Origin of the sequence: Kiloniella sp. (assembly GCF_965205715.1) — a bacterium.
In the GTDB taxonomy this organism is placed as follows: Bacteria; Pseudomonadota; Alphaproteobacteria; order Kiloniellales; family Kiloniellaceae; genus Kiloniella.
In genome coordinates this window covers 231,210-249,509 of sequence record NZ_CBDBHW010000008.1, presented here as the reverse complement: position 1 = coordinate 249,509, position 18,300 = coordinate 231,210, and the positions used below count along the sequence as shown (strand labels likewise).

The 18,300-nt window shown below is 46.3% G+C and carries 23 protein-coding genes; 14 read left to right on the top strand and 9 right to left on the bottom strand.

Annotated elements, in window-relative coordinates:
- The 3 genes from ACOGW3_RS09690 to lexA all read right to left on the bottom strand — a co-directional run.
- The coding region (locus ACOGW3_RS09690) for a hypothetical protein (RefSeq protein ID WP_419902775.1) at positions 1-874 on the bottom strand (874 nt) is incomplete at its 3' end.
- Positions 843-2,069: a hypothetical protein gene (locus tag ACOGW3_RS09685; RefSeq protein WP_419902774.1), complete on the bottom strand. Its 1,227-nt coding sequence runs from the start codon at positions 2,067-2,069 to the stop codon at positions 843-845. The genes ACOGW3_RS09685 and ACOGW3_RS09690, both read right to left, overlap by 32 nt.
- Positions 2,070-2,076: 7 nt before the next feature.
- The gene (gene lexA, locus ACOGW3_RS09680) at positions 2,077-2,721 is read right to left on the bottom strand and encodes a transcriptional repressor LexA (RefSeq protein WP_419902773.1); all 645 of its coding nucleotides are present in this window, start codon (positions 2,719-2,721) and stop codon (positions 2,077-2,079) included.
- A gap of 162 nt (positions 2,722-2,883) precedes the next feature.
- Here lexA and ACOGW3_RS09675 point away from each other — a divergent pair, with 162 nt between their 5' ends.
- The 7 genes from ACOGW3_RS09675 to ACOGW3_RS09645 all read left to right on the top strand — a co-directional run bounded on the left by ACOGW3_RS09675 (position 2,884) and on the right by ACOGW3_RS09645 (position 7,390).
- Positions 2,884-3,096, top strand: a complete 213-nt coding sequence (locus ACOGW3_RS09675) for a hypothetical protein (RefSeq protein WP_419902772.1) — start codon at positions 2,884-2,886, stop codon at positions 3,094-3,096.
- Positions 3,086-3,274 carry a hypothetical protein gene (locus tag ACOGW3_RS09670; RefSeq protein ID WP_419902771.1) on the top strand — a complete coding sequence of 63 codons (189 nt, stop codon included), beginning with the start codon at positions 3,086-3,088 and terminating at the stop codon, positions 3,272-3,274. Before ACOGW3_RS09675 ends, ACOGW3_RS09670 begins: the two co-directional genes overlap by 11 nt.
- Positions 3,267-3,722, top strand: coding sequence for a DUF2924 domain-containing protein (locus ACOGW3_RS09665; RefSeq protein WP_419902770.1), 456 nt, complete (start codon positions 3,267-3,269; stop codon positions 3,720-3,722). The genes ACOGW3_RS09670 and ACOGW3_RS09665 overlap by 8 nt, the downstream gene beginning before the upstream one ends.
- The gene (locus ACOGW3_RS09660) at positions 3,719-5,104 is read left to right on the top strand and encodes a recombinase family protein (RefSeq protein ID WP_419902769.1); all 1,386 of its coding nucleotides are present in this window, start codon (positions 3,719-3,721) and stop codon (positions 5,102-5,104) included. The genes ACOGW3_RS09665 and ACOGW3_RS09660 overlap by 4 nt, the downstream gene beginning before the upstream one ends.
- Entirely contained in the window at positions 5,089-5,499 is a 411-nt protein-coding gene (locus tag ACOGW3_RS09655) for a hypothetical protein (RefSeq protein WP_419902768.1), read from the top strand. Before ACOGW3_RS09660 ends, ACOGW3_RS09655 begins: the two co-directional genes overlap by 16 nt.
- A 197-nt stretch (positions 5,500-5,696) precedes the next feature.
- On the top strand, positions 5,697-6,083 hold the full coding sequence (locus ACOGW3_RS09650) for a hypothetical protein (RefSeq protein ID WP_419902767.1): 387 nt from the start codon (positions 5,697-5,699) through the stop codon (positions 6,081-6,083).
- 74 nt (positions 6,084-6,157) lie between these two features.
- Positions 6,158-7,390 carry an ISL3 family transposase gene (locus tag ACOGW3_RS09645; RefSeq protein ID WP_419901077.1) on the top strand — a complete coding sequence of 411 codons (1,233 nt, stop codon included), beginning with the start codon at positions 6,158-6,160 and terminating at the stop codon, positions 7,388-7,390.
- A gap of 6 nt (positions 7,391-7,396) precedes the next feature.
- Here the strand turns inward: ACOGW3_RS09645 and ACOGW3_RS09640 are convergent, their stop codons facing one another.
- Positions 7,397-7,849: an asparaginase gene (locus ACOGW3_RS09640; RefSeq protein WP_419902766.1), complete on the bottom strand. Its 453-nt coding sequence runs from the start codon at positions 7,847-7,849 to the stop codon at positions 7,397-7,399.
- A gap of 150 nt (positions 7,850-7,999) precedes the next feature.
- On the opposite strand from ACOGW3_RS09640, the gene ACOGW3_RS09635 reads away from it, so the two are divergent.
- The 3 genes from ACOGW3_RS09635 (at position 8,000) to rlmN (ending at position 10,552) form a co-directional block, all read left to right on the top strand.
- Positions 8,000-8,548: an RNA methyltransferase gene (locus ACOGW3_RS09635; protein WP_419902765.1), complete on the top strand. Its 549-nt coding sequence runs from the start codon at positions 8,000-8,002 to the stop codon at positions 8,546-8,548.
- Between the two features lie 108 nt (positions 8,549-8,656).
- Complete coding sequence (locus tag ACOGW3_RS09630) at positions 8,657-9,202, top strand: invasion associated locus B family protein (RefSeq protein ID WP_419902764.1); 546 nt, start codon at positions 8,657-8,659, stop codon at positions 9,200-9,202.
- Positions 9,203-9,391: 189 nt separating this feature from the next.
- A complete protein-coding gene (gene rlmN, locus ACOGW3_RS09625) occupies positions 9,392-10,552 on the top strand; it encodes a 23S rRNA (adenine(2503)-C(2))-methyltransferase RlmN (protein WP_419902763.1) in 1,161 nt (386 codons plus the stop codon).
- Between the two features lie 58 nt (positions 10,553-10,610).
- Here the strand turns inward: rlmN and ACOGW3_RS09620 are convergent, their stop codons facing one another.
- Together ACOGW3_RS09620 and ACOGW3_RS09615 are read right to left on the bottom strand one after the other, a co-directional pair.
- Complete coding sequence (locus tag ACOGW3_RS09620; RefSeq protein WP_419902762.1) at positions 10,611-11,414, bottom strand: class I SAM-dependent methyltransferase; 804 nt, start codon at positions 11,412-11,414, stop codon at positions 10,611-10,613.
- A gap of 110 nt (positions 11,415-11,524) precedes the next feature.
- Positions 11,525-12,418, bottom strand: coding sequence for a LysR family transcriptional regulator ArgP (locus tag ACOGW3_RS09615; RefSeq protein WP_419902761.1), 894 nt, complete (start codon positions 12,416-12,418; stop codon positions 11,525-11,527).
- 150 nt (positions 12,419-12,568) lie between these two features.
- Between ACOGW3_RS09615 and ACOGW3_RS09610 the strand changes: the two genes are divergently transcribed.
- Together ACOGW3_RS09610 and ACOGW3_RS09605 are read left to right on the top strand one after the other, a co-directional pair.
- On the top strand, positions 12,569-13,291 hold the full coding sequence (locus ACOGW3_RS09610) for a glutathione S-transferase family protein (RefSeq protein WP_419902760.1): 723 nt from the start codon (positions 12,569-12,571) through the stop codon (positions 13,289-13,291).
- A 121-nt stretch (positions 13,292-13,412) separates the two neighbouring features.
- Entirely contained in the window at positions 13,413-14,036 is a 624-nt protein-coding gene (locus ACOGW3_RS09605) for a LysE/ArgO family amino acid transporter (protein WP_419902759.1), read from the top strand.
- 80 nt (positions 14,037-14,116) lie between these two features.
- On the opposite strand, the gene ACOGW3_RS09600 is transcribed toward ACOGW3_RS09605, so the two are convergent.
- Positions 14,117-15,076: a methyl-accepting chemotaxis protein gene (locus ACOGW3_RS09600; protein WP_419902758.1), complete on the bottom strand. Its 960-nt coding sequence runs from the start codon at positions 15,074-15,076 to the stop codon at positions 14,117-14,119.
- Here ACOGW3_RS09600 and ACOGW3_RS09595 point away from each other — a divergent pair.
- A complete protein-coding gene (locus tag ACOGW3_RS09595; protein WP_419902757.1) occupies positions 15,063-16,295 on the top strand; it encodes an ISL3 family transposase in 1,233 nt (410 codons plus the stop codon). The two genes, ACOGW3_RS09600 and ACOGW3_RS09595, sit on opposite strands and share 14 nt — an antisense overlap.
- 6 nt (positions 16,296-16,301) lie before the next feature.
- Here ACOGW3_RS09595 and ACOGW3_RS09590 read toward each other — a convergent pair whose 3' ends face one another.
- Positions 16,302-17,303 carry a HAMP domain-containing protein gene (locus ACOGW3_RS09590; protein ID WP_419902756.1) on the bottom strand — a complete coding sequence of 334 codons (1,002 nt, stop codon included), beginning with the start codon at positions 17,301-17,303 and terminating at the stop codon, positions 16,302-16,304.
- A 218-nt stretch (positions 17,304-17,521) separates the two neighbouring features.
- On the opposite strand from ACOGW3_RS09590, the gene tnpA reads away from it, so the two are divergent.
- A complete protein-coding gene (gene tnpA / locus ACOGW3_RS09585; RefSeq protein WP_419901154.1) occupies positions 17,522-17,956 on the top strand; it encodes an IS200/IS605 family transposase in 435 nt (144 codons plus the stop codon).
- Between the two features lie 69 nt (positions 17,957-18,025).
- Here tnpA and ACOGW3_RS09580 read toward each other — a convergent pair whose 3' ends face one another.
- On the bottom strand, positions 18,026-18,286 hold the full coding sequence (locus tag ACOGW3_RS09580; RefSeq protein WP_419902755.1) for an MCP four helix bundle domain-containing protein: 261 nt from the start codon (positions 18,284-18,286) through the stop codon (positions 18,026-18,028).
- Positions 18,287-18,300: the final 14 nt, after the last annotated feature.

Genomic DNA, 18,300 nt, shown 5'->3' with positions numbered 1-18,300 from the left:
TGCTGCCACCTGTTGTGGCGAGAGAACGTAACAATGTCCACTGCAGCGTTGGCTTGCCGGAATTCTGGTTCTTCATCTTCAGATGCTCAGGTTCCAACCGTTCTTGAATCTGTCCGCATGAGACCAACAACATCTCTGTTGCAGTAAATTCGAAGACAAACTGTTCCCATGTTGCGCCTGCTGGTGTCGGGAATTGATACTCTGATCCCGGCTTGGCTGATTTTGGCAATACCGTTTCCAGCCAATTGGAGACGATGGTTTGAGCACTGTCTTTCGCCGTGACCTTACCTGCGGCATCAACGGTAAGTACATCATCTATGCCGATGAGCTTGGATTTATGCCTGCTGCTCGCATCAGAACTGGCAGTGCTGATGAGACTGCTGGTGGCGGCAATCAACAGAAACGTCTGCTCGCCCATGCAAAGCTGATTGATGATCTTATCCAGCTGCGAGGATGTCTGGCCCAAAAAGCAATAGACAGGAAAGCTATGCTCGGCTTGTGGATTCAGCGCCCCAAATTTCCAAAGGGCCGGATAGCCTGTGATCTTTTCGTGCTGCTCAGTGAAACCAATGGCCTCAGCAATTTTGGTTGCCAGCTTTTTATGATCAACGCGATACAGGGCCAGTTCTGATTTTTTGATCGTGCGGCGCTCACACTGCTTGGTATCTGATGTACAGATACCAACAATATCACTTGGTCCATGCCGCACGACATTCATGTAGCATCCTGTTCGGCCATTGCAGGGAATGGCTGATGCCTGCTCATTGGTGATTGAGAGGAACTCTTCCGGAAAGTCCTGCCATTCAGCTTTTACACCCTTGCCACCAGAAAGCTCTGTGAGTTTACGCCATGGCGGCGATTGATACGGCGTCATGGCTCTCCTGATGTGTTACGGGTTGTGTGCTATCCTCTTCCTCTTTCTGCTCATTCACAAAGCCACGCTTTCGCAACCATGTTTCAATCAGGTGAGAATCTTCCTTACGGTCAAAATTGGCCACATTAGGTGTTCGCACCTTGACCATGCGTGGACGCTTGGCATTTTCAAACTTTACCGAAAAGCTGGCCGAAACCAGTCTGCCAAAAGCTGGAAAAGATTTATCACGAGATGCAAGAGAGGCAAATATGTCGTTTGAGCGCAGCGTCTGTTTATCATTATAAGGCCCATGAAATTGGTGCTGGATTTCAATCAGCTTTATATCCTCCAGCCCATCAATATCGGCACAAGCCAGAGCGTCAACTCCATTATCGATCAAAGGCTGCAGTGTATATTTTTCTGCGCCGGGGAAATATTCAGCCTGACCAAAAAGATGTTGGCTGAACAAATCCAAATACATGGTGCGCTCTTTCTTGGCACCGGACTTATTAAAGACAGCTAATTCATTATTGGCGCGATCATAGACAATCACATCATGAAACTCTGGTCGGTAAAATATGGTTTTAGACTCACCTGATTCCATTTTTCCTTCACGTTTAAAAGGCATGCCATGACGAATCAGGAAGTAAGCCTTATCTTCATCATCAGCGCTAACAGGCAAAATACGACAGCCAGTGCCGCGTTTGTTTTTCAAAAACCATGCGTCCATATCGGTTTCCAGTGTCCGCATGGTTTCAGATTTTGGAAGAGCAAATATATCTGGAGATTTCTGATCAGACTGGAAATACATGAACGATTTTGGCTTATGTATCATCACTTCCGCATGAGGGCGCTTCAATAGCTCAGGATCATGTAGCCATAGTGCTAAGGCTAAATCAGCTGATGTTGAATCCTCATGCGTATCAACATTATTAACCTCGGCCTGTTCGCTCAATTCTTCAAAATGTTCATCGTCAGACATTTCCTGAATGAAGAATAAGGCTTCAACGAATTCGATATTCATGTCTTCTGATGGATTCATCAGAACTTGGCACAGTATCTCAAAATCGAGCTCACCATCTTCATCTAAATCAAAGCTGAATCCGCGCCCGGTCAGATAGCTTTCATACCGCTTAAGAAAAGTTATCAGGTTATCTTGTTGAATGTTTTTCAAAACATCCGGTTGGGCAAAACGTCGTAAATTATAGGTGCTCATTGTCTATTTATCCTCCTTGGCTCTCCTTAAGGATGGCCTCGGTGTCAACACCCGAGCAGACGTGTAAGACCTTCCCAATTATTTTAAGTTCATCCTGTTGTCCTATGATGATGGGTTTTAGTTTCTGATTTTCAGGGCGCAGCTCAATATGCTCCCCCTCAATACTCAGCCGCTTTACAGTGGCTTCTTCGCCGACCATGGCCACAACAATATCGCTGTTTTCAGCAATTGGTTGCCTACGCACGACAACGTAATCTCCCTCAAAAATATCAGCATCAATCATGCTGTCGCCTTGCACTTTGAGCGCAAAGCATTTCCCACGCAGAACATTATTCGGCACCATGACCTGACCAATCTGATTTTCAATCGCAAGAATCGGTTGACCAGCAGCGACCACCCCCAAAACGGGAACGGCAGTCAGATTGGTTTTATCCGGTGTTTGTGCGTGGAGGATTTCTATGGAACGCGCTTTGCGTGCCTGTCTGCGAATATAGCCTTTATCTTCTAGCCGCTTGAGCCCTTCAAACACACTGGGTGCTTTCACACCCAATTCCACAGCAAGCTCTTGTACCGTGGGCGACATCCCCATGGCACGTTTCAGGCGTTCAACGGCCTGTAATAGCGTATTCTGTGCGTTTGTCAGTTGCTCCATAGCATCCTTTCAATTTTGGCTAATGACCTAATATAAATTAGGCTTTTGATTTTCACAAGCCTAATTTGATTCAATGCACAGCATTGACCGGACCGACAGTTTCCAAGTCATTTCAGTAAGTAAATCCTTGAACGACGCAATAATTCTCAAGGAGGTTCGCCCATGTCTTCACTTTCCCCAAACCTTATAAATGAGCGAGATCGCCGCACCGAAGTTGCCCGTTTGCTGGCGCTTGGCATCCTGCGCCGCAAGATCCGTCTGAACCGTCAGAAAGAAGCAACACATCGCTCTAATTCATTGGACTTACAAGTTTTTCCAAGCGTTCATGCCCATGACGAAGAACCAAAAAACCAAGGAGTTCCTGATGAGTCATGAGAACAAAGATCTCACCGAAAGAGAGCGATTACAAATCAAGTTGGGCCAGCTTCCTGCCGGACTTGTGTCCGATGCAGATCGGCAAAAGGAAGTCGCCCATATTGTCGGCTTGGGCTGGCAACGCCTCCGCTTGAAGCAAAAGAAAAAAGCAGAATCGCAGGAGGTGAAGAATGGATAAAACACTTCTGGCACGTGTGGCGGCACTTCCAAATATGCCGCTATCAGACCTAAAAGCATTATGGCGCGATGTATATCAGGATGAACCACCCAGTGGCCATAAAAGCCACATTGTCCGCAGACTTGCCTATCGCCTGCAAGAGCTTGCTTACGGCGTTGATCCGCAGATTGAGAACCGGATCGAACAGCAGGCCAATGATTTATTCGGTTCTGGCAAGAGAGCCAAGCCGAAGCGCAAGACGCAATATCAGCGGCCCATCCCCGGCACCAAACTAGTACGGGAATATAAGGGCATTGAATATCAGGTCACCATTTTAGAAGAAGGCTATGAATATGCAGGCTGCCTATACAAAAGCCTGTCGAAAGTTGCGCTGGCCATAACAGGCAGTAGCTGGTCTGGACCTGCCTTCTTCGGATTAAACAACAAGGCACAAGGAGGCAAACATTGAGCACAACCACACCAAAAAAACGATGCGCGATTTATACGCGCAAATCTACCGAGGAAGGCTTGGACATGGAGTTCAACAGCCTTGATGCACAGCGCGAGGCTTGTGAATCCTACATTGCATCACAAAAGCATGAAGGCTGGTTCCAGCTTCCAGATTACTATGATGATGGCGGCTTCACAGGCGGCAACATGGATCGCCCGGCTTTGAAACGCTTGATGAATGACATCAAAAGCGGCCTGATTGATACGGTTGTCGTGTACAAGGTTGACCGCTTGTCGCGCTCCTTGGCTGATTTTGCCAAGTTGATTGACCTATTTGATGAGCACAAAGTGTCCTTTGTCTCTGTGACCCAGCAGTTCAACACCACGACATCAATGGGCCGACTGACGCTAAACATCCTGCTTAGCTTTGCCCAGTTTGAGCGTGAAGTGATCGGCGAACGTATCCGCGATAAATTGGCAGCATCCAAACGCAAAGGCATGTGGATGGGCGGTGTTACGCCCATGGGATATGTGGTGAAAAACCGTGAGCTTGTGATTGAGCCTGACGAGGCTGAAGGCATCCGCAAAATATTCGACCTGTTTTTGATGACCAAGTCACCTACGGAAATGGCCAAGATGCTGCCGCGCATGGGTGTGTTAAGCAAAAAACGTACGACTAAAAACGGGCGCGTTATCGGTGGCAAGGTACTGGATAAAGGTGGTCTCTATAAAATTCTGCAAAACCCTATCTATATCGGCAAGATCAAACATAAAGATAAAATCTACGAAGGCCGCCATCCGGCCATCATCGATATGGAAACGTGGAATAAAGTCCGCGCCACCATGAAAGAAAACACCATCAACCGAGGTGCCATCACGCGTAAGAAAACCAAGGCCATTTTAATGGGGCTTTTGAAGTGCGGCGAATGCGAATGTGGATTGGTTGCCAATCACACCCGTAAAAAAGGTGGCAGGCTTTATCGCTATTACACCTGTGAGCATTACCGCAAAGGCATCAACTCGGATTGCAAGGTTCGCAATGTCAGCGCGAATGAAATGGAGGCATTGATATTAAATCAGCTCCAAGCCGTTTTTGCCTCGCCTGAGATGATCATGGAAACGTGGCGAGAAGCACAAAAAGAGGATGATACCATCACGGAGCATGATGTTTACAGCAATCTGAATGACATCGTCCCTATCTGGAAAGAGCTTTATCCAGCTGAAAAGCAGCGCATCCTTGAGCTAATGATAGAAAAAGTTATCGTGAATTATGAGTTTGTCGACATCCGGATCAGAGCTGCAGGCATGGATAGTCTGGCTCGGGAATTGGATGAGCAGGACAAGCGATTGCAAGGCATTTCAACCAAAAAACTGGAGGAGCAAGTATGGATAAATGCGTAAAAATGATGGCGAACAATACCATTTCAATCCGGGTGCCCATGCGGATCAAGAAATGCGGTGGTAAAAAAATGATTATTTTGCCCGAAGGATATCAAATGACCCCGCCTCAAGAAACGCCCAAGCAAGACGAAACACTCGTAACGGCCTTGGCCAAAGCCTATTACTGGCAAAACCTGCTTGATACGGGGCGCTATAAATCCATCGATGACATGTCGCGCCAACGCCAGATTAATTCCTCTTACATGTCCCGGATATTGCGCCTCAACCAACTCGCCCCCCAGATTAAAAAAGCCATTTTGGATGGTACACAGCCGCGCCAGTTGAGCTTGCAGGATATGCAAACCCCATTCCCCGATATTTGGGATGAGCAATTAAAGCATTTTGGATTTACCTAATCCTGCTTCGGTGAAATTTCACTGACCACCCTGAAATTTTTTCAAAAAAATTTGCACCCACCAAAGCCCCGCATGTCGGGGCTTTTTTCGTTTTTGCAGCGTTATGAATAGCCCGTCTCACCGGGCCTTCAGTGAGTTTTCGCCAGTCCCAGTTGACCCGCCCGCGTGGCGGCTAACCGCAACTGGAGACGAAAACCATGAGCAAAAACAAGTACCAAGGAATTGATCCTTATGTCGTAAACCAAGTCCGTTATCACGCACGCAGCCTGATGCGGCACTCTGCCATCCATGGCGTAGAAGTCGAGGACCTCGAGCAAGAGCTGATGCTGGATTATCTATCCCGCAAGCAGGCTTATGATCCTGAAAAAGCAAAATGGTCGACCTTTGTTGACCGCATCCTCAACCACAAATGTGCCAGCCTGATTGAGGCTGCCCGCGCACAGAAACGTGGGTCAGGCATCAGTGACTTTTCACTCGATGCATGGCTGGAGGACAAGGACGGCGAAGACAACGCCTTGCCTGATCCTGCAACCGAAGACCTGACCAGCCGAGATCTTCAAATTGGCTCTTCTCCGCTTTGTTGAGTAGAAAAAGATGCCGACCGCCAAGTAACCTGTTGATATGTATGGTTTCTGATAACTTTACATAGAGCAGGTATATGACAATCAACATCTCGCAGCATATTTTAGGCCTCAAAGGGCAACGTGTAAATGAAATTAAACTGGATGACGGCGGTGTTAAGATTGTCATTCACTGCAGCCGAGACGCGCGTAGGAGGGCTATAGACCCTGCTACAGGCCAGAAGGGAAGCATCAACCAGCATGTCCGCCGACAAGTAAACGACATCCCCCTTTTTGGGTATCCTTGTGTGGTCGAGATTGAGCTGGCGCAGGTTTATATTAACAAGGGCGAACGCCGCATTGAGGGGTGTGATTTTGTTGATAAAGGGTGCCGTTTCACTCACCGATTTTGCCGACTGATCAGTGGATTATGTCGGCATATGTCTATTCAAGCGGTTTCCAGACATTTGGATATACGATGGGAAACGGTCAAGAATATCGACAGGGCATACCTTATTGAAACTCTCCCTACGCTTGATCCTGCAGAGCTAACTGGCTTGGAATATATTGGTGTAGATGAAGTTGCCCGGGCGAAAGGTCATGACTACATGACGGTGGTCTACGATATGGTTGGCGGTCATCTGATCTGGGTTGAAGCAGGCCGAACTGCCGAGGTTTTTTCAAGGTTTTTGAAACAACTGCAACCAGATACAGCCTGCAAAATAAAGGCCGTAGCGATGGATATGGGGCCTGCCTACCAAAAGGCTGTCAGAGAGTCCTTGCCGTTGGCCGACATAGTATTTGACCGTTTCCACGTCATGAAAAACTACAGCAAAGCTATCCATAATCAGCGTCGACTTGAGTTCAGAAAGGCCGATCCAAGTGGTAAAGAGTTGATGAAAGGGACACATTATCTGTTGCTCAAAAATGCGGATAAGTTGAGTGAAAAACAAAGTGACAAGCTGCAAAGGTTGCTGGAGAGCAATAGCAACCTGAATGCACTTTACGTCTTGAAAGAACAGCTTCAGCTGCTGTGGAGTGCCGCTTCATTTGAGGCGATGGCGGAGCAACTGGAACGTTGGTGCCTGATAGCAGATCAGTCACAGATGCTCTATCTAAAAAAGTTCGCGAAATCCCTACGGAAACATTGTGTGGGCATCTGCAACTACGCCAAACACAAGCTCACAAGCGCCAGGATAGAGGCTGGTAATGTCAGTATAGGAATGATCCGTAAGCGAGCCAGAGGCATCAAGGATACCGAATACTTCAAACTCAAAATTAGACAATCATCCATTCCAGATAATCAATCTATGCTCTATTTGAAATCCTAAATCTACTCAACAAAGCGGAGAAGAGCCCGTTGATTCTGTACCCCCGCTCTTAAGTAGCTCGACCATGGAGGGAATGTGATATGGCAAATGTGCCCCGCATTCGAGATCATCTGCTGTGAAGCCAATTTTATCTAACCAGTCCTGAACCGTTTTTACATGGAGGGGTTGGCCATCGTGGCTTGCACATGAGATTGAAATTTCAGCATCGGTGAGGTCAAAAGCATCGGCAGCACCGGATTCAATAAGCGGCAGGGCTTGCATACACTTAATGGCCGATCGGCCATAGGTCAGTCTTTCGTAATCACCACCAGAAAGGACAACCTTGCCATCGGCATCAACCACGGCATAAGAGGCGCGGTGGATACTCTCGACCAGGTTTCCACGGGTAACTTCGACCATTACAGGGCTAATTTGTTCCCAAATAGAGGATGATGTGTTGTTTTTTGTTTGATCCGACACTAGAAAACTCTTTTGTTAAGGACGCTAGGCTCACTTCAGAGGTACACTCTGTTGAGGGAAAGCCCAACTCAACCATTGATTCTTTTGCGCTGGCATTATAGGCGGAAAGCATCAGACATTAACAGGCTTAAGAAGGACCGGAGTGAGACTATGGCAGAGAGAACCATGAGAGGCTTTTTTGGCATGGGTGTCGAAGGTGGCAGTAAAGCCATGAACCTGGGGAATTTGCTCCGTTCGGCCCATAGTTTTGGCGCGAGTTATTTTTTTACTGTGGCGCCTCAATACAAGACCAAAGACATGAGAAGTTCAGATACTTCCGACGCAGCCAAGACTTTGCCGCTTTATACTTTTGATTCTGTCGAAGAAATGATGTTGCCAAAAGGTGTGCAGCTGGTTGGTGTCGAATTAACTGATGAATCCATTGAACTGCCGAGTTTTCGTCATCCAATGCAGGCGGCTTATGTGCTGGGGCCTGAAAAGGGGTCTTTATCCCCCGAGATGCAGGAGCGCTGTGACTTTATTGTGAAAATTCCTATGAAGTTCTGTGTCAATGTTGGCGTGGCAGGTGCAATCGTGCTTTATGATCGTCTTATATCAATGGGTAGATTCCCTGGGCGTCCCGTTAATCCACGGGCAGAAACAATTCCTCTGCCAAAGCACGTTCAGGGCGGCCAAATTATACGAACAAAAAAAGATTAACTGTTCTGGACGAATTTGAGGGACTTGCCTTAGAATTACCTATTTTATGGATTACCCGTAAAATATATCAGAATTGACGCGCAGAGCATTTGTTTAACTGGGAAGATAATGAGCAAAGTATTGTTTATGAATTCAGCCATTCGTTTGGCCCTTATGGCAGCCATTTCCTTTGGTGCTTTTTTCTTAAGCGCGGCCCCGGGTCATGCACAAGGAATCAAGCGTATTGGCCAGCATAAAGATTGGGCTTCATATAGCTATAGCGAAAATGGCCATAAGGTTTGCTTTATATCTTCAGTACCTAAGAAAGCCGAAGGCAAATACAAAAAGCGCGGCGATATCCATTTAATTGTTTCCCATCGTACGGGTGAGGAACGGTGGGACGAAGTACATATTCAGACTGGTTATACTTACAAAAATAAAAGTGATGCGACTCTGAGTATCGGTAAATCCAAATATATGTTCTTTACCGAGGGTGATTCTGCTTGGGCATATAATTCTGATGCTGATAAAAAAGTCATCAACTCTATGATTAAAGGATCAAACCTTATAGTCAGCGGTGTTTCTGCCAGAGGAACCAAAACGAAAGACACTTATTCTTTACGTGGTTTTTCCGCGGCTTATCGCTCTATTAACCAGGCTTGTGGTAAAAAATAACACTGTTTTGATTCCATTGTAGTTGGTTCGAAGTGAGATAAATTTTCCTCTCAGAATTCTAATTATTGGGCTCTGGAACCGTCTGCTATGCAATAGGTGCAAGGCGAATCCACTTGAACCCTGAAGTGACTCGCTTTATTTAAGCCCTCAGGCGCAGACGACTTGATCTGCCAGAAGGATGGATAAGCAATGACTACAGCCCCAGTAGGAAACCCGACACGCGGACACGCAAAAGCTTTTGCGCCACCGTCTTCTCACGCTGCCGATGGGCGTAAGATTTTGGTTGGGCTCTCCCGTGAGGACCTCGAAGCCGAAGTTCTGGGCCTTGGAGAGGCGAAGTTCCGTGCCAAACAGTTATGGCAGTGGATTTATAATCGCGGGGCTAGTTCCTTCGAAGAGATGACTTCCCTTGGGAAGCCGTTCCGGGCAAAGCTAGAGGCTGCTTACGTCGTTGGACGCCCCGAAGTAGTTGAAGATCTGATTTCAACAGATGGCACCCGCAAGTGGTTGCTGCGCTTTCCCGATGGTAACGAAGTTGAAACCGTGTTTATTCCTGAAGATGATCGCGGGACCCTCTGCGTATCGTCACAGGTTGGTTGCACTCTGACCTGTAAATTTTGCCATACAGGGACCCAGCCCCTGGTGCGTAATCTTTCACCTAACGAAATTGTCTCCCAGATCATTCTGGCCCGTGATTCAATGGATGAGTGGCCAAGTTCTGGACTTAACCGTCGCGTGACCAACATCGTTATGATGGGCATGGGCGAACCGCTTTATAACTATGAAAACGTCAGAGCGGCTTTGAATATAGTTATGGATGGCGAAGGGCTGTCGATCTCCAGAAGAAGGATCACGCTTTCTACATCAGGTGTAGTGCCTGAGATCCGTCGTTGTGGGGTAGAGCTAGGTGTTAACCTCGCGGTCTCTCTTCATGCGACTGATGATGAAACACGCGGTAAGATTATGCCGATCAATAACAAATATCCGCTGTCTGAGTTGCTTGATGCCTGTCGTGAATATCCGGGTGTAAGCAATTCTCGCCGTATCACCTTTGAATATGTGATGCTCAAAGACGTAAACGATTCGATGGAAGATGCTAAAAAGCTCCTTCAGGTTCTCAAAGGCATACCAGCCAAGATTAACTTGATTCCTTTCAATCCCTGGCCGGGATCTTTCTTCGAGTGTTCATCTAATAATCAAATTCGTCGCTTTTCGAATTACCTGTTCGAAAAAGGTATATCGGCACCGATCCGAACGACCCGTGGTGAAGATATTCTTGCTGCCTGTGGTCAGCTTAAATCTGAATCAGAACGCAAGAGAAAAGCTAAAAAGCACTGCGCCGCAGAATAAGATATATTATCAAACACAGAATCAAAAAAGGCCTGATCTTTTCAGGCCTTTTTTGATTCTAGATAGATTTCTCAAATATCAGATTGATCCCAAGAGGAGGTTTGGCCTCTTGATGTTGTAAATCCATACAGAAGTTTGAAATGTCGTGGTCTATTTCCCTGATATGTTTCAAGCTCATGCCGAGATTGATGCCAGCCATCAGGATATCGTCCATTTTATGTTGAAAACTGTAACTCGGCTTTGATTCGTATTCCACGTGACCGAAATAATCCAAGCCATTAGTTTCTTCCCAGGGATCTTCTTTGAAATAGGAATAGAGAGGATGAGACACGCCTTTACCATCTTGCTCATACATGAGGAGAACAGGATGCATTTCCTCAACAACATAGTGTCCACCGGGCTTTAACAGGCTGTTGATTACTTTGAAAAAGACAGGGAGATCCGGCATCCAACTCATGACACCGACCGTGGTCATGACAATATCGAACTGACCTTCAAGTTCTTTAGGTATGTCATAAACATCGCTGACGATTAGTTTGACGTCATCCTGATAACCCGCAGCCGTAGTAAGCTCGTGGCCCTGGTCGATAAACCCGGCAGAAGCATCAATACCAACACCACTCCGTGCCCCCATCTTCATGACAGACAAAAGATCCTTGGCATTATTGCAGCAAATTTGCGCAACATTTTTACCTTTTATATCAATGAGCTCTAACGTTTCCACGAACTCGGGTACTAAAGCGTTGTAGTCAGGGACTGTGATGGCCTGAAGGAGCTCTTCTTGATTGGATGTACGGTGTCGGGGGGCAACCTCATCCCAAGAGGCGCGGTTCGCATCGGTATAAAACTTACGATCTTTCATAATAACTCCTGCTCAACACCAAGAGGTGGATACGCTGTATCTTTTCGCATAATGAGTGTGTAGAGCGTGAAAACAAGGGTTTAAAGCAAAAGACATTCGATTGATTATTCCTAAATGGGAATCAGAACACGACGCGCTTCAGCGACGAGAGCTTGCGTAAGTCCTTTCATAAGATCTGTTTGTAAATTCCATACATGCCAGTAGAGCGGGATAGGAATTTCATAGTTTGGATCAATAGAGGTCAAGGTCCCGACTTCAATGTGCTCTTGTCCTTGCTGGTCGGGAACCAGGCCATAGGCAAACCCTTTGAGAAGCGCAGAGAGAAATCCATCACAGGTGGGAATGAGGTGGTGTGGAAATTTCGTGACGCCAAATTTTTGTTCTAAATATCGGTGTTGAAGTGAATCTTTACGATTAAATACAGCCACAGGGGTAATGGAAACATTCTCATAAGAGAGACCATCAGGTGCATAGCGATCAATAAATTCTGGCGAAGCCAGTGGACGATATATCATCTGTCCCAAAGGGATGCAGCGACAGCCCTGAACAGCGGATGCACTACCACTAATACATCCCAAAACTTCCCCTGTCCTGAGAAGGTGATGGGTTTGATCTTGATCGTCAACCTTAAGGTCCAGGAGTATGTTGTTATCAAAGACGAAGCTTTTTACCGCATCGAAAAACCAGGTTCCAATAGAATCGGCGTTTAAGCCAATTGTTAAACTGGTAAAACCCTCTTCATCTTGATTTCGAAGATCGTCATCCAGTTCATTTTCAAGAAGGCTGACTTGTTTGTAGTGTTTGAGCAGGCGTTGCCCCGCCGAAGTTGCGGTTAAAGGGGTACTCCGGACGACAAGAGTTTGCCCGAGTGTATCTTCCAACTGTCTTAGGCGCTGGGACACGGCAGATTGGGTAATAAAGAGTTTTTGGGCCGCTCTTTCAAAGCTGCCTTCTTCTAGGATGGCGGTGAGGGTGGCGAGTTGTCTGTAGTCGAACATGGTCATTAGTGCTGCTAATTATTGCTAGTTTATATTAATTATACAGCAAATAGGGTGCTTATAAAGCAGGCGTTTTGTTCGTGATATTGACAAACTTCATGAAGAAATTGCCAATCGGCTGGCCATAACTAGTACTTGTCGTCTCCTTAGATCATAGTGTTGATCGTTAATAAAAATAATCAGTCTGATTTGTTTTATGTCTTTCTAATACTCGGTAGGAGATCCATGGTTATGTGTGCTTTAAAGCTCATTATTGCGAATAAAAATTACTCTTCCTGGTCGTTTCGCCCCTGGATCGCTTTGAAGGCAAAGGGGATTGAGTTTGAAGAGGTCTTTTCGCAGTTTAATGAGGAAACAGGGCACAAACATTTTGCTGAGTTTTCGCCGACTAAAAAGGTACCTGTTCTTCAGGACGGAGATTTATCGGTTTGGGAATCCCTTGCAATTCTTGAATATCTTGCTGAAAAATTCCCTGAATCAGGCCTGTGGCCGGTGGACGTAAAAGATCGAGCCATGGCAAGGTGCATTTCCAATGAAATGCACGGTGGCTTTATGTCTTTAAGGGCTGAGTGCCCAATGAATATGCGCCGTGTTGAAGAGGCGATACCTGTGTCCGATGGTGTGGGTAAAGACGTTAAACGGATCACAAATATTTGGCGTGAATGTCTGAAAATATCAGGTGGACCTTTCCTGTTTGGCGAATTTTCTAATGCGGATGCGATGTTTGCACCTGTTGTGAACCGTATTGCCAAGTACAAACTTAGCGATGATCCAATTGTGGAGCGTTATTCTTCTGCAATGACCGCTCTTCCGGCATGGCAAGAATGGGAAGAGGCTGGAAAGGCTGAACCCTGGATTGTCGAAGAAGATGAAGCCTGATATTCAAATTCCTAATGTTACATAATTAATATTAGGAATACTTCTGATGCTCTTGTTCCTATAGTGCGGGCAGCTTTCCAATATTGGAAATGTGGTTCAAAAAAAAGTTAAGGAGCATCGGATGTTGGGAGTAATCGCCCCTTTTTTGAAGGGCATGGGAACTGGCGCAGGCTTGATTATTGCGATTGGAGCGCAGAATGCCTATGTCCTGACGCAGGGGTTACGACGCAACAACCAGTTTGCCATCGCCTTACTCTGCAGTGTGGTTGATGCAGTCCTTATTGCTCTTGGGGTTGCGGGAATGGGGTTGTTAATAACCTCTAACCCGCTTTTGCTTGTAATTGCAGCTTGGGGCGGTGCCCTGTTCTTATTCTGGTATGGATTGAATGCTTTTCGGGCTGCGATAAATCCCGGAGTGTTGAAAGCAAAACAAGAAGCCGGACCAGATAGCCTAAAAAAGGCTGTTGTTACAACACTCGGGGTATGTCTGCTGAACCCTCACGTTTATCTGGATACCGTGGTATTGCTTGGATCTATAGGGGGGCGATATCCGGAAGAGGCCCGACTTTGGTTTGGAATTGGGGCAGTACTATCATCGTTCTTGTGGTTTTTTTCACTGAGTCTTGGTGCGAAGTGGTTGGCTCCCTTGTTTAAGCGACCTGTCGCCTGGCGTGTTCTGGATTGCCTTGTTGGATTGATCATGTGGGCAATTGCCATCTCACTTGTTAAGCAGGCGATAGCTTAAACATCGATAAAAAATCGCAGCCCTGAAAACATCCAAAATAGGATGCTAAAGGGCTGCGGATATAAAAGAAAACCTAAAAACTACGCCCTTACTGAGTTCAGGAATTGATCAACGTTTTCTGTAAGCAAAGAGCTTTCAGCGTCGATTTTTTGCACTCCGTCAATAACCTGACCCATCGATTGGTTGGTTTTGGTCAGCGCTGCGGAAACGCCCTGAACACGCTCTGCAATGACAGAGCAATTCGTAGCGGATTGGTTTACGGTTCTGCTAATTTCTCTGGTCGCACCACCTTGTTCTTCAACAGCAGTAGAGATACCTCCCGCGATGTCATTGATTTCCTTAATTACATTGTCGATCTGTTCCGCGGCATCAACGGCGCTGCTGATCTCGCTTTGAATATTGCCAATGAGAGCACGGATATCTTCTGTTGCAGAAGTCGTTTGATTAGAGAGATTTTTGACCTCTGAAGCCACGACAGCAAAGCCTTTACCCGCTTCGCCGGCACGTGCAGCCTCAATTGTTGCATTCAATGCCAGAAGATTGGTTTGTTCTGCAATCCCGCTAATCATGCTGATGACATTCTCGATTTCCTGGGAACCTTCGTTCAAACGGGTAATATTACCGTTCATTGTCGTGGCTCGATCAACCGCATCATGTGAACACTCGGTACTTTTGTTCACAAGATTTGATATTTCGGAAATTGAGGCAGAAAGTTCTTCTGTTGCAGCGGCTACAGTTGAGATGTCATTGGACATTGCGTCGCTGGCGCCGGAAATTTCATCGGCTTCTTTTTGGGATTCTGTTGCCAGACCTTCCATTTCTTTTGCTTGGTCTCGCATAGCAGTGACGTTGCTCGACAAGATACCGATGGAAGAGCCAACAGAAGCGTCGAAATTGTCTGCGAGTTTTTGCGAATTAAGGCGTTTTTCTTGGCTCTTCTCCGCTTTGTTGAGTAGAAAAAGATGCCGACCGCCAAGTAACCTGTTGATATGTATGGTTTCTGATAACTTTACATAGAGCAGGTATATGACAATCAACATCTCGCAGCATATTTTAGGCCTCAAAGGGCAACGTGTAAATGAAATTAAACTGGATGACGGCGGTGTTAAGATTGTCATTCACTGCAGCCGAGACGCGCGTAGGAGGGCTATAGACCCTGCTACAGGCCAGAAGGGAAGCATCAACCAGCATGTCCGCCGACAAGTAAACGACATCCCCCTTTTTGGGTATCCTTGTGTGGTCGAGATTGAGCTGGCGCAGGTTTATATTAACAAGGGCGAACGCCGCATTGAGGGGTGTGATTTTGTTGATAAAGGGTGCCGTTTCACTCACCGATTTTGCCGACTGATCAGTGGATTATGTCGGCATATGTCTATTCAAGCGGTTTCCAGACATTTGGATATACGATGGGAAACGGTCAAGAATATCGACAGGGCATACCTTATTGAAACTCTCCCTACGCTTGATCCTGCAGAGCTAACTGGCTTGGAATATATTGGTGTAGATGAAGTTGCCCGGGCGAAAGGTCATGACTACATGACGGTGGTCTACGATATGGTTGGCGGTCATCTGATCTGGGTTGAAGCAGGCCGAACTGCCGAGGTTTTTTCAAGGTTTTTGAAACAACTGCAACCAGATACAGCCTGCAAAATAAAGGCCGTAGCGATGGATATGGGGCCTGCCTACCAAAAGGCTGTCAGAGAGTCCTTGCCGTTGGCCGACATAGTATTTGACCGTTTCCACGTCATGAAAAACTACAGCAAAGCTATCCATAATCAGCGTCGACTTGAGTTCAGAAAGGCCGATCCAAGTGGTAAAGAGTTGATTAAAGGGACACATTATCTGTTGCTCAAAAATGCGGATAAGTTGAGTGAAAAACAAAGTGACAAGCTGCAAAGGTTGCTGGAGAGCAATAGCAACCTGAATGCACTTTACGTCTTGAAAGAACAGCTTCAGCTGCTGTGGAGTGCCGCTTCATTTGAGGCGATGGCGGAGCAACTGGAACGTTGGTGCCTGATAGCAGATCAGTCACAGATGCTCTATCTAAAAAAGTTCGCGAAATCCCTACGGAAACATTGTGTGGGCATCTGCAACTACGCCAAACACAAGCTCACAAGCGCCAGGATAGAGGCTGGTAATGTCAGTATAGGAATGATCCGTAAGCGAGCCAGAGGCATCAAGGATACCGAATACTTCAAACTCAAAATTAGACAATCATCCATTCCAGATAATCAATCTATGCTCTATTTGAAATCCTAAATCTACTCAACAAAGCGGAGAAGTGCCTTTTTCTTCTTCCACACGGGCGTGACTTAGTTCTTGCTCTTCTTTTAAAGATACGGCTTCTCGGGAAACATTGCGAAGTGCAGCGAGGGCATGCCCCATCTTACTGATTTCATCTTTGCCATTTCTTAGGATACTTGTCGTTAAGTCGCCATTGGCAATATTTTCCATGGAAGAAACCAAACCCATCAAGCGGCTAAGCAGTGACCGCACGACGTAAAGCCAACCGATTAAAATAGAGATGATCAATGACGCAGCCGCTATCACGATCATAATGATTTCGGTTTGTTTTGAAGAGGCTTTGTTCTCCTCGGCAGTTGAAACAATGCCAGCTTCTGTCTGGTTGACCAATTCACTAATCTGACCAGAAAGGCCTTCGGCAAGTTGCCGGGTGGTTTCCATGATTTCATCGCTTTTATTTAAAGCGGTAAGTTCGGCTTTTCTGAGTTTGAAGATGTTGTCCTGAAGTTCTCCCTTACTGCCAAGTTTAAGCAGATTTTGGAATAATTCAGATAGTTTTGGGACTTCCTGAGTTTGGGACAGCTTAGAGAGCGGAGTTGCCATCGATCCCAAAGAGGTCAGGAACAACTGTTCGATTTCTTCTATTCCGGAGATCGTGTTCGTCTGGCCGCCTTCTGCCAGAAGTCCGAGAAGGAGGTTTGTTGATCCTTTGAAGTCTAGCAATCCCTGCTGTAGTTGAAAGTGTTGCAGGGGTTCGCCTTCACCATCAATAACGCCCAAGCGAACCTTGATCAGGTGAGGTGCAATTTCCTTTGCAACGAGTTCGCGGTAGGATGAAAGTTGGTTGCCTAGCTCCTGTCGACGAAGAGCGTGATTTTGACTTACATCTCCGAGATCGCGAAGTTCGTCGATTTGGGGGCGAATTTCTTCAAGACTTTTTTGAATACTTGCAACAGTTTCCGGGCTGATGTTTAGGGTGCCTAAAGTTGCCAGGTAGCCCTGAGCAGATTCTATTGAATTCAATAGTGCATTATGTCGCTGATCTCTTATTGGCGTGCTTGGTGCTGATTTTAAGAGGGGGGCAGTTGCGGCTAATCTGGAGATTTCTTCCGATAACTTGAGGGCGGCGGTAATTTAATCCGGTAAACCCCCGGCTATGCCGGGGGACTCTCAATGGTTTGACCGTTCCCACGGTCTTACATTTCTTTGTTTATTGACCAAAATAACAAAGGAATTAGCCGATGAGAGATTACAAAAGCCTTGCACATACGAGATGGGATTGTAAATACCACGTGGTTTTCATCCCTAAACGCAGGCAAAAAGTTATCTATGGCAACCTACGTCAGTATCTTGGTGAAATTTTCCATGAACTGGCCGGGCATCGCGAAAGTAAGATTGAGGAGGGCCATTTGATGCCGGATCACATTCACATGTGTATCAGCATACCGCCCAAACATGCTGTTTCAAAAGTCGTTGGATACCTAAAAGGAAAAAGCGCGATTGCCATAGCTCGAAAATTCAAAAATAAAGCACGGAATTTCAAGGGTGAAAATTTTTGGGCCCGTGGATATTTCGTCTCAACTGTAGGGCTCGATGAACAGATGGTGAGGGAGTATATCAGAACGCAAGAAGAGCGTGATAAGTACTTTGACCAAATGGATATATTCAATCCATAACCGCTTTAGCGGTTCCCAATTTGCCCCTTTAAGGGGCTCACCCGCTTAAGCCCCCGGCTTTGCCGGGGGTCATTTAACTGCTGGGACAGATTCTTCAGTCAGAGCGGTTTGGGTATTGCTCAACTTTGTGAGGTTATACCAACTTATCGCGCTAACAAGTATGGTCATTGCAGCGACGATCCCAAAGGCCAGGATCAGTCTTTTGCCGATTCCAAATTTAATGTCTGAGGTTTGTTCTGTCTCTGATTTTGAATTATCGCTGCTGCTGTCTATTTGAACATCACTGCTAATATCTTTTTCGAGGACTTTCACCATACTTTGGGTGTCCATTCTTACAACTCCTT

Coding starts and splice junctions, on each gene's coding strand:
- ACOGW3_RS09665 (WP_419902770.1), top strand. CDS start 3,267: ATGGATAAAACACTTCTGGCACGTGTGGCGGCACTTCCAAATATGCCG.
- rlmN (WP_419902763.1), top strand. CDS start 9,392: ATGACTACAGCCCCAGTAGGAAACCCGACACGCGGACACGCAAAAGCT.
- ACOGW3_RS09635 (WP_419902765.1), top strand. CDS start 8,000: ATGGCAGAGAGAACCATGAGAGGCTTTTTTGGCATGGGTGTCGAAGGT.
- ACOGW3_RS09595 (WP_419902757.1), top strand. CDS start 15,063: ATGACAATCAACATCTCGCAGCATATTTTAGGCCTCAAAGGGCAACGT.
- ACOGW3_RS09650 (WP_419902767.1), top strand. CDS start 5,697: ATGAGCAAAAACAAGTACCAAGGAATTGATCCTTATGTCGTAAACCAA.
- ACOGW3_RS09685 (WP_419902774.1), bottom strand. CDS start 2,069: ATGAGCACCTATAATTTACGACGTTTTGCCCAACCGGATGTTTTGAAA.
- ACOGW3_RS09630 (WP_419902764.1), top strand. CDS start 8,657: ATGAGCAAAGTATTGTTTATGAATTCAGCCATTCGTTTGGCCCTTATG.
- ACOGW3_RS09655 (WP_419902768.1), top strand. CDS start 5,089: ATGGATAAATGCGTAAAAATGATGGCGAACAATACCATTTCAATCCGG.
- ACOGW3_RS09675 (WP_419902772.1), top strand. CDS start 2,884: ATGTCTTCACTTTCCCCAAACCTTATAAATGAGCGAGATCGCCGCACC.
- ACOGW3_RS09580 (WP_419902755.1), bottom strand. CDS start 18,286: ATGGACACCCAAAGTATGGTGAAAGTCCTCGAAAAAGATATTAGCAGT.
- tnpA (WP_419901154.1), top strand. CDS start 17,522: ATGAGAGATTACAAAAGCCTTGCACATACGAGATGGGATTGTAAATAC.
- ACOGW3_RS09670 (WP_419902771.1), top strand. CDS start 3,086: ATGAGTCATGAGAACAAAGATCTCACCGAAAGAGAGCGATTACAAATC.
- ACOGW3_RS09645 (WP_419901077.1), top strand. CDS start 6,158: ATGACAATCAACATCTCGCAGCATATTTTAGGCCTCAAAGGGCAACGT.
- lexA (WP_419902773.1), bottom strand. CDS start 2,721: ATGGAGCAACTGACAAACGCACAGAATACGCTATTACAGGCCGTTGAA.
- ACOGW3_RS09600 (WP_419902758.1), bottom strand. CDS start 15,076: ATGTTGATTGTCATATACCTGCTCTATGTAAAGTTATCAGAAACCATA.
- ACOGW3_RS09620 (WP_419902762.1), bottom strand. CDS start 11,414: ATGAAAGATCGTAAGTTTTATACCGATGCGAACCGCGCCTCTTGGGAT.
- ACOGW3_RS09605 (WP_419902759.1), top strand. CDS start 13,413: ATGTTGGGAGTAATCGCCCCTTTTTTGAAGGGCATGGGAACTGGCGCA.
- ACOGW3_RS09615 (WP_419902761.1), bottom strand. CDS start 12,418: ATGACCATGTTCGACTACAGACAACTCGCCACCCTCACCGCCATCCTA.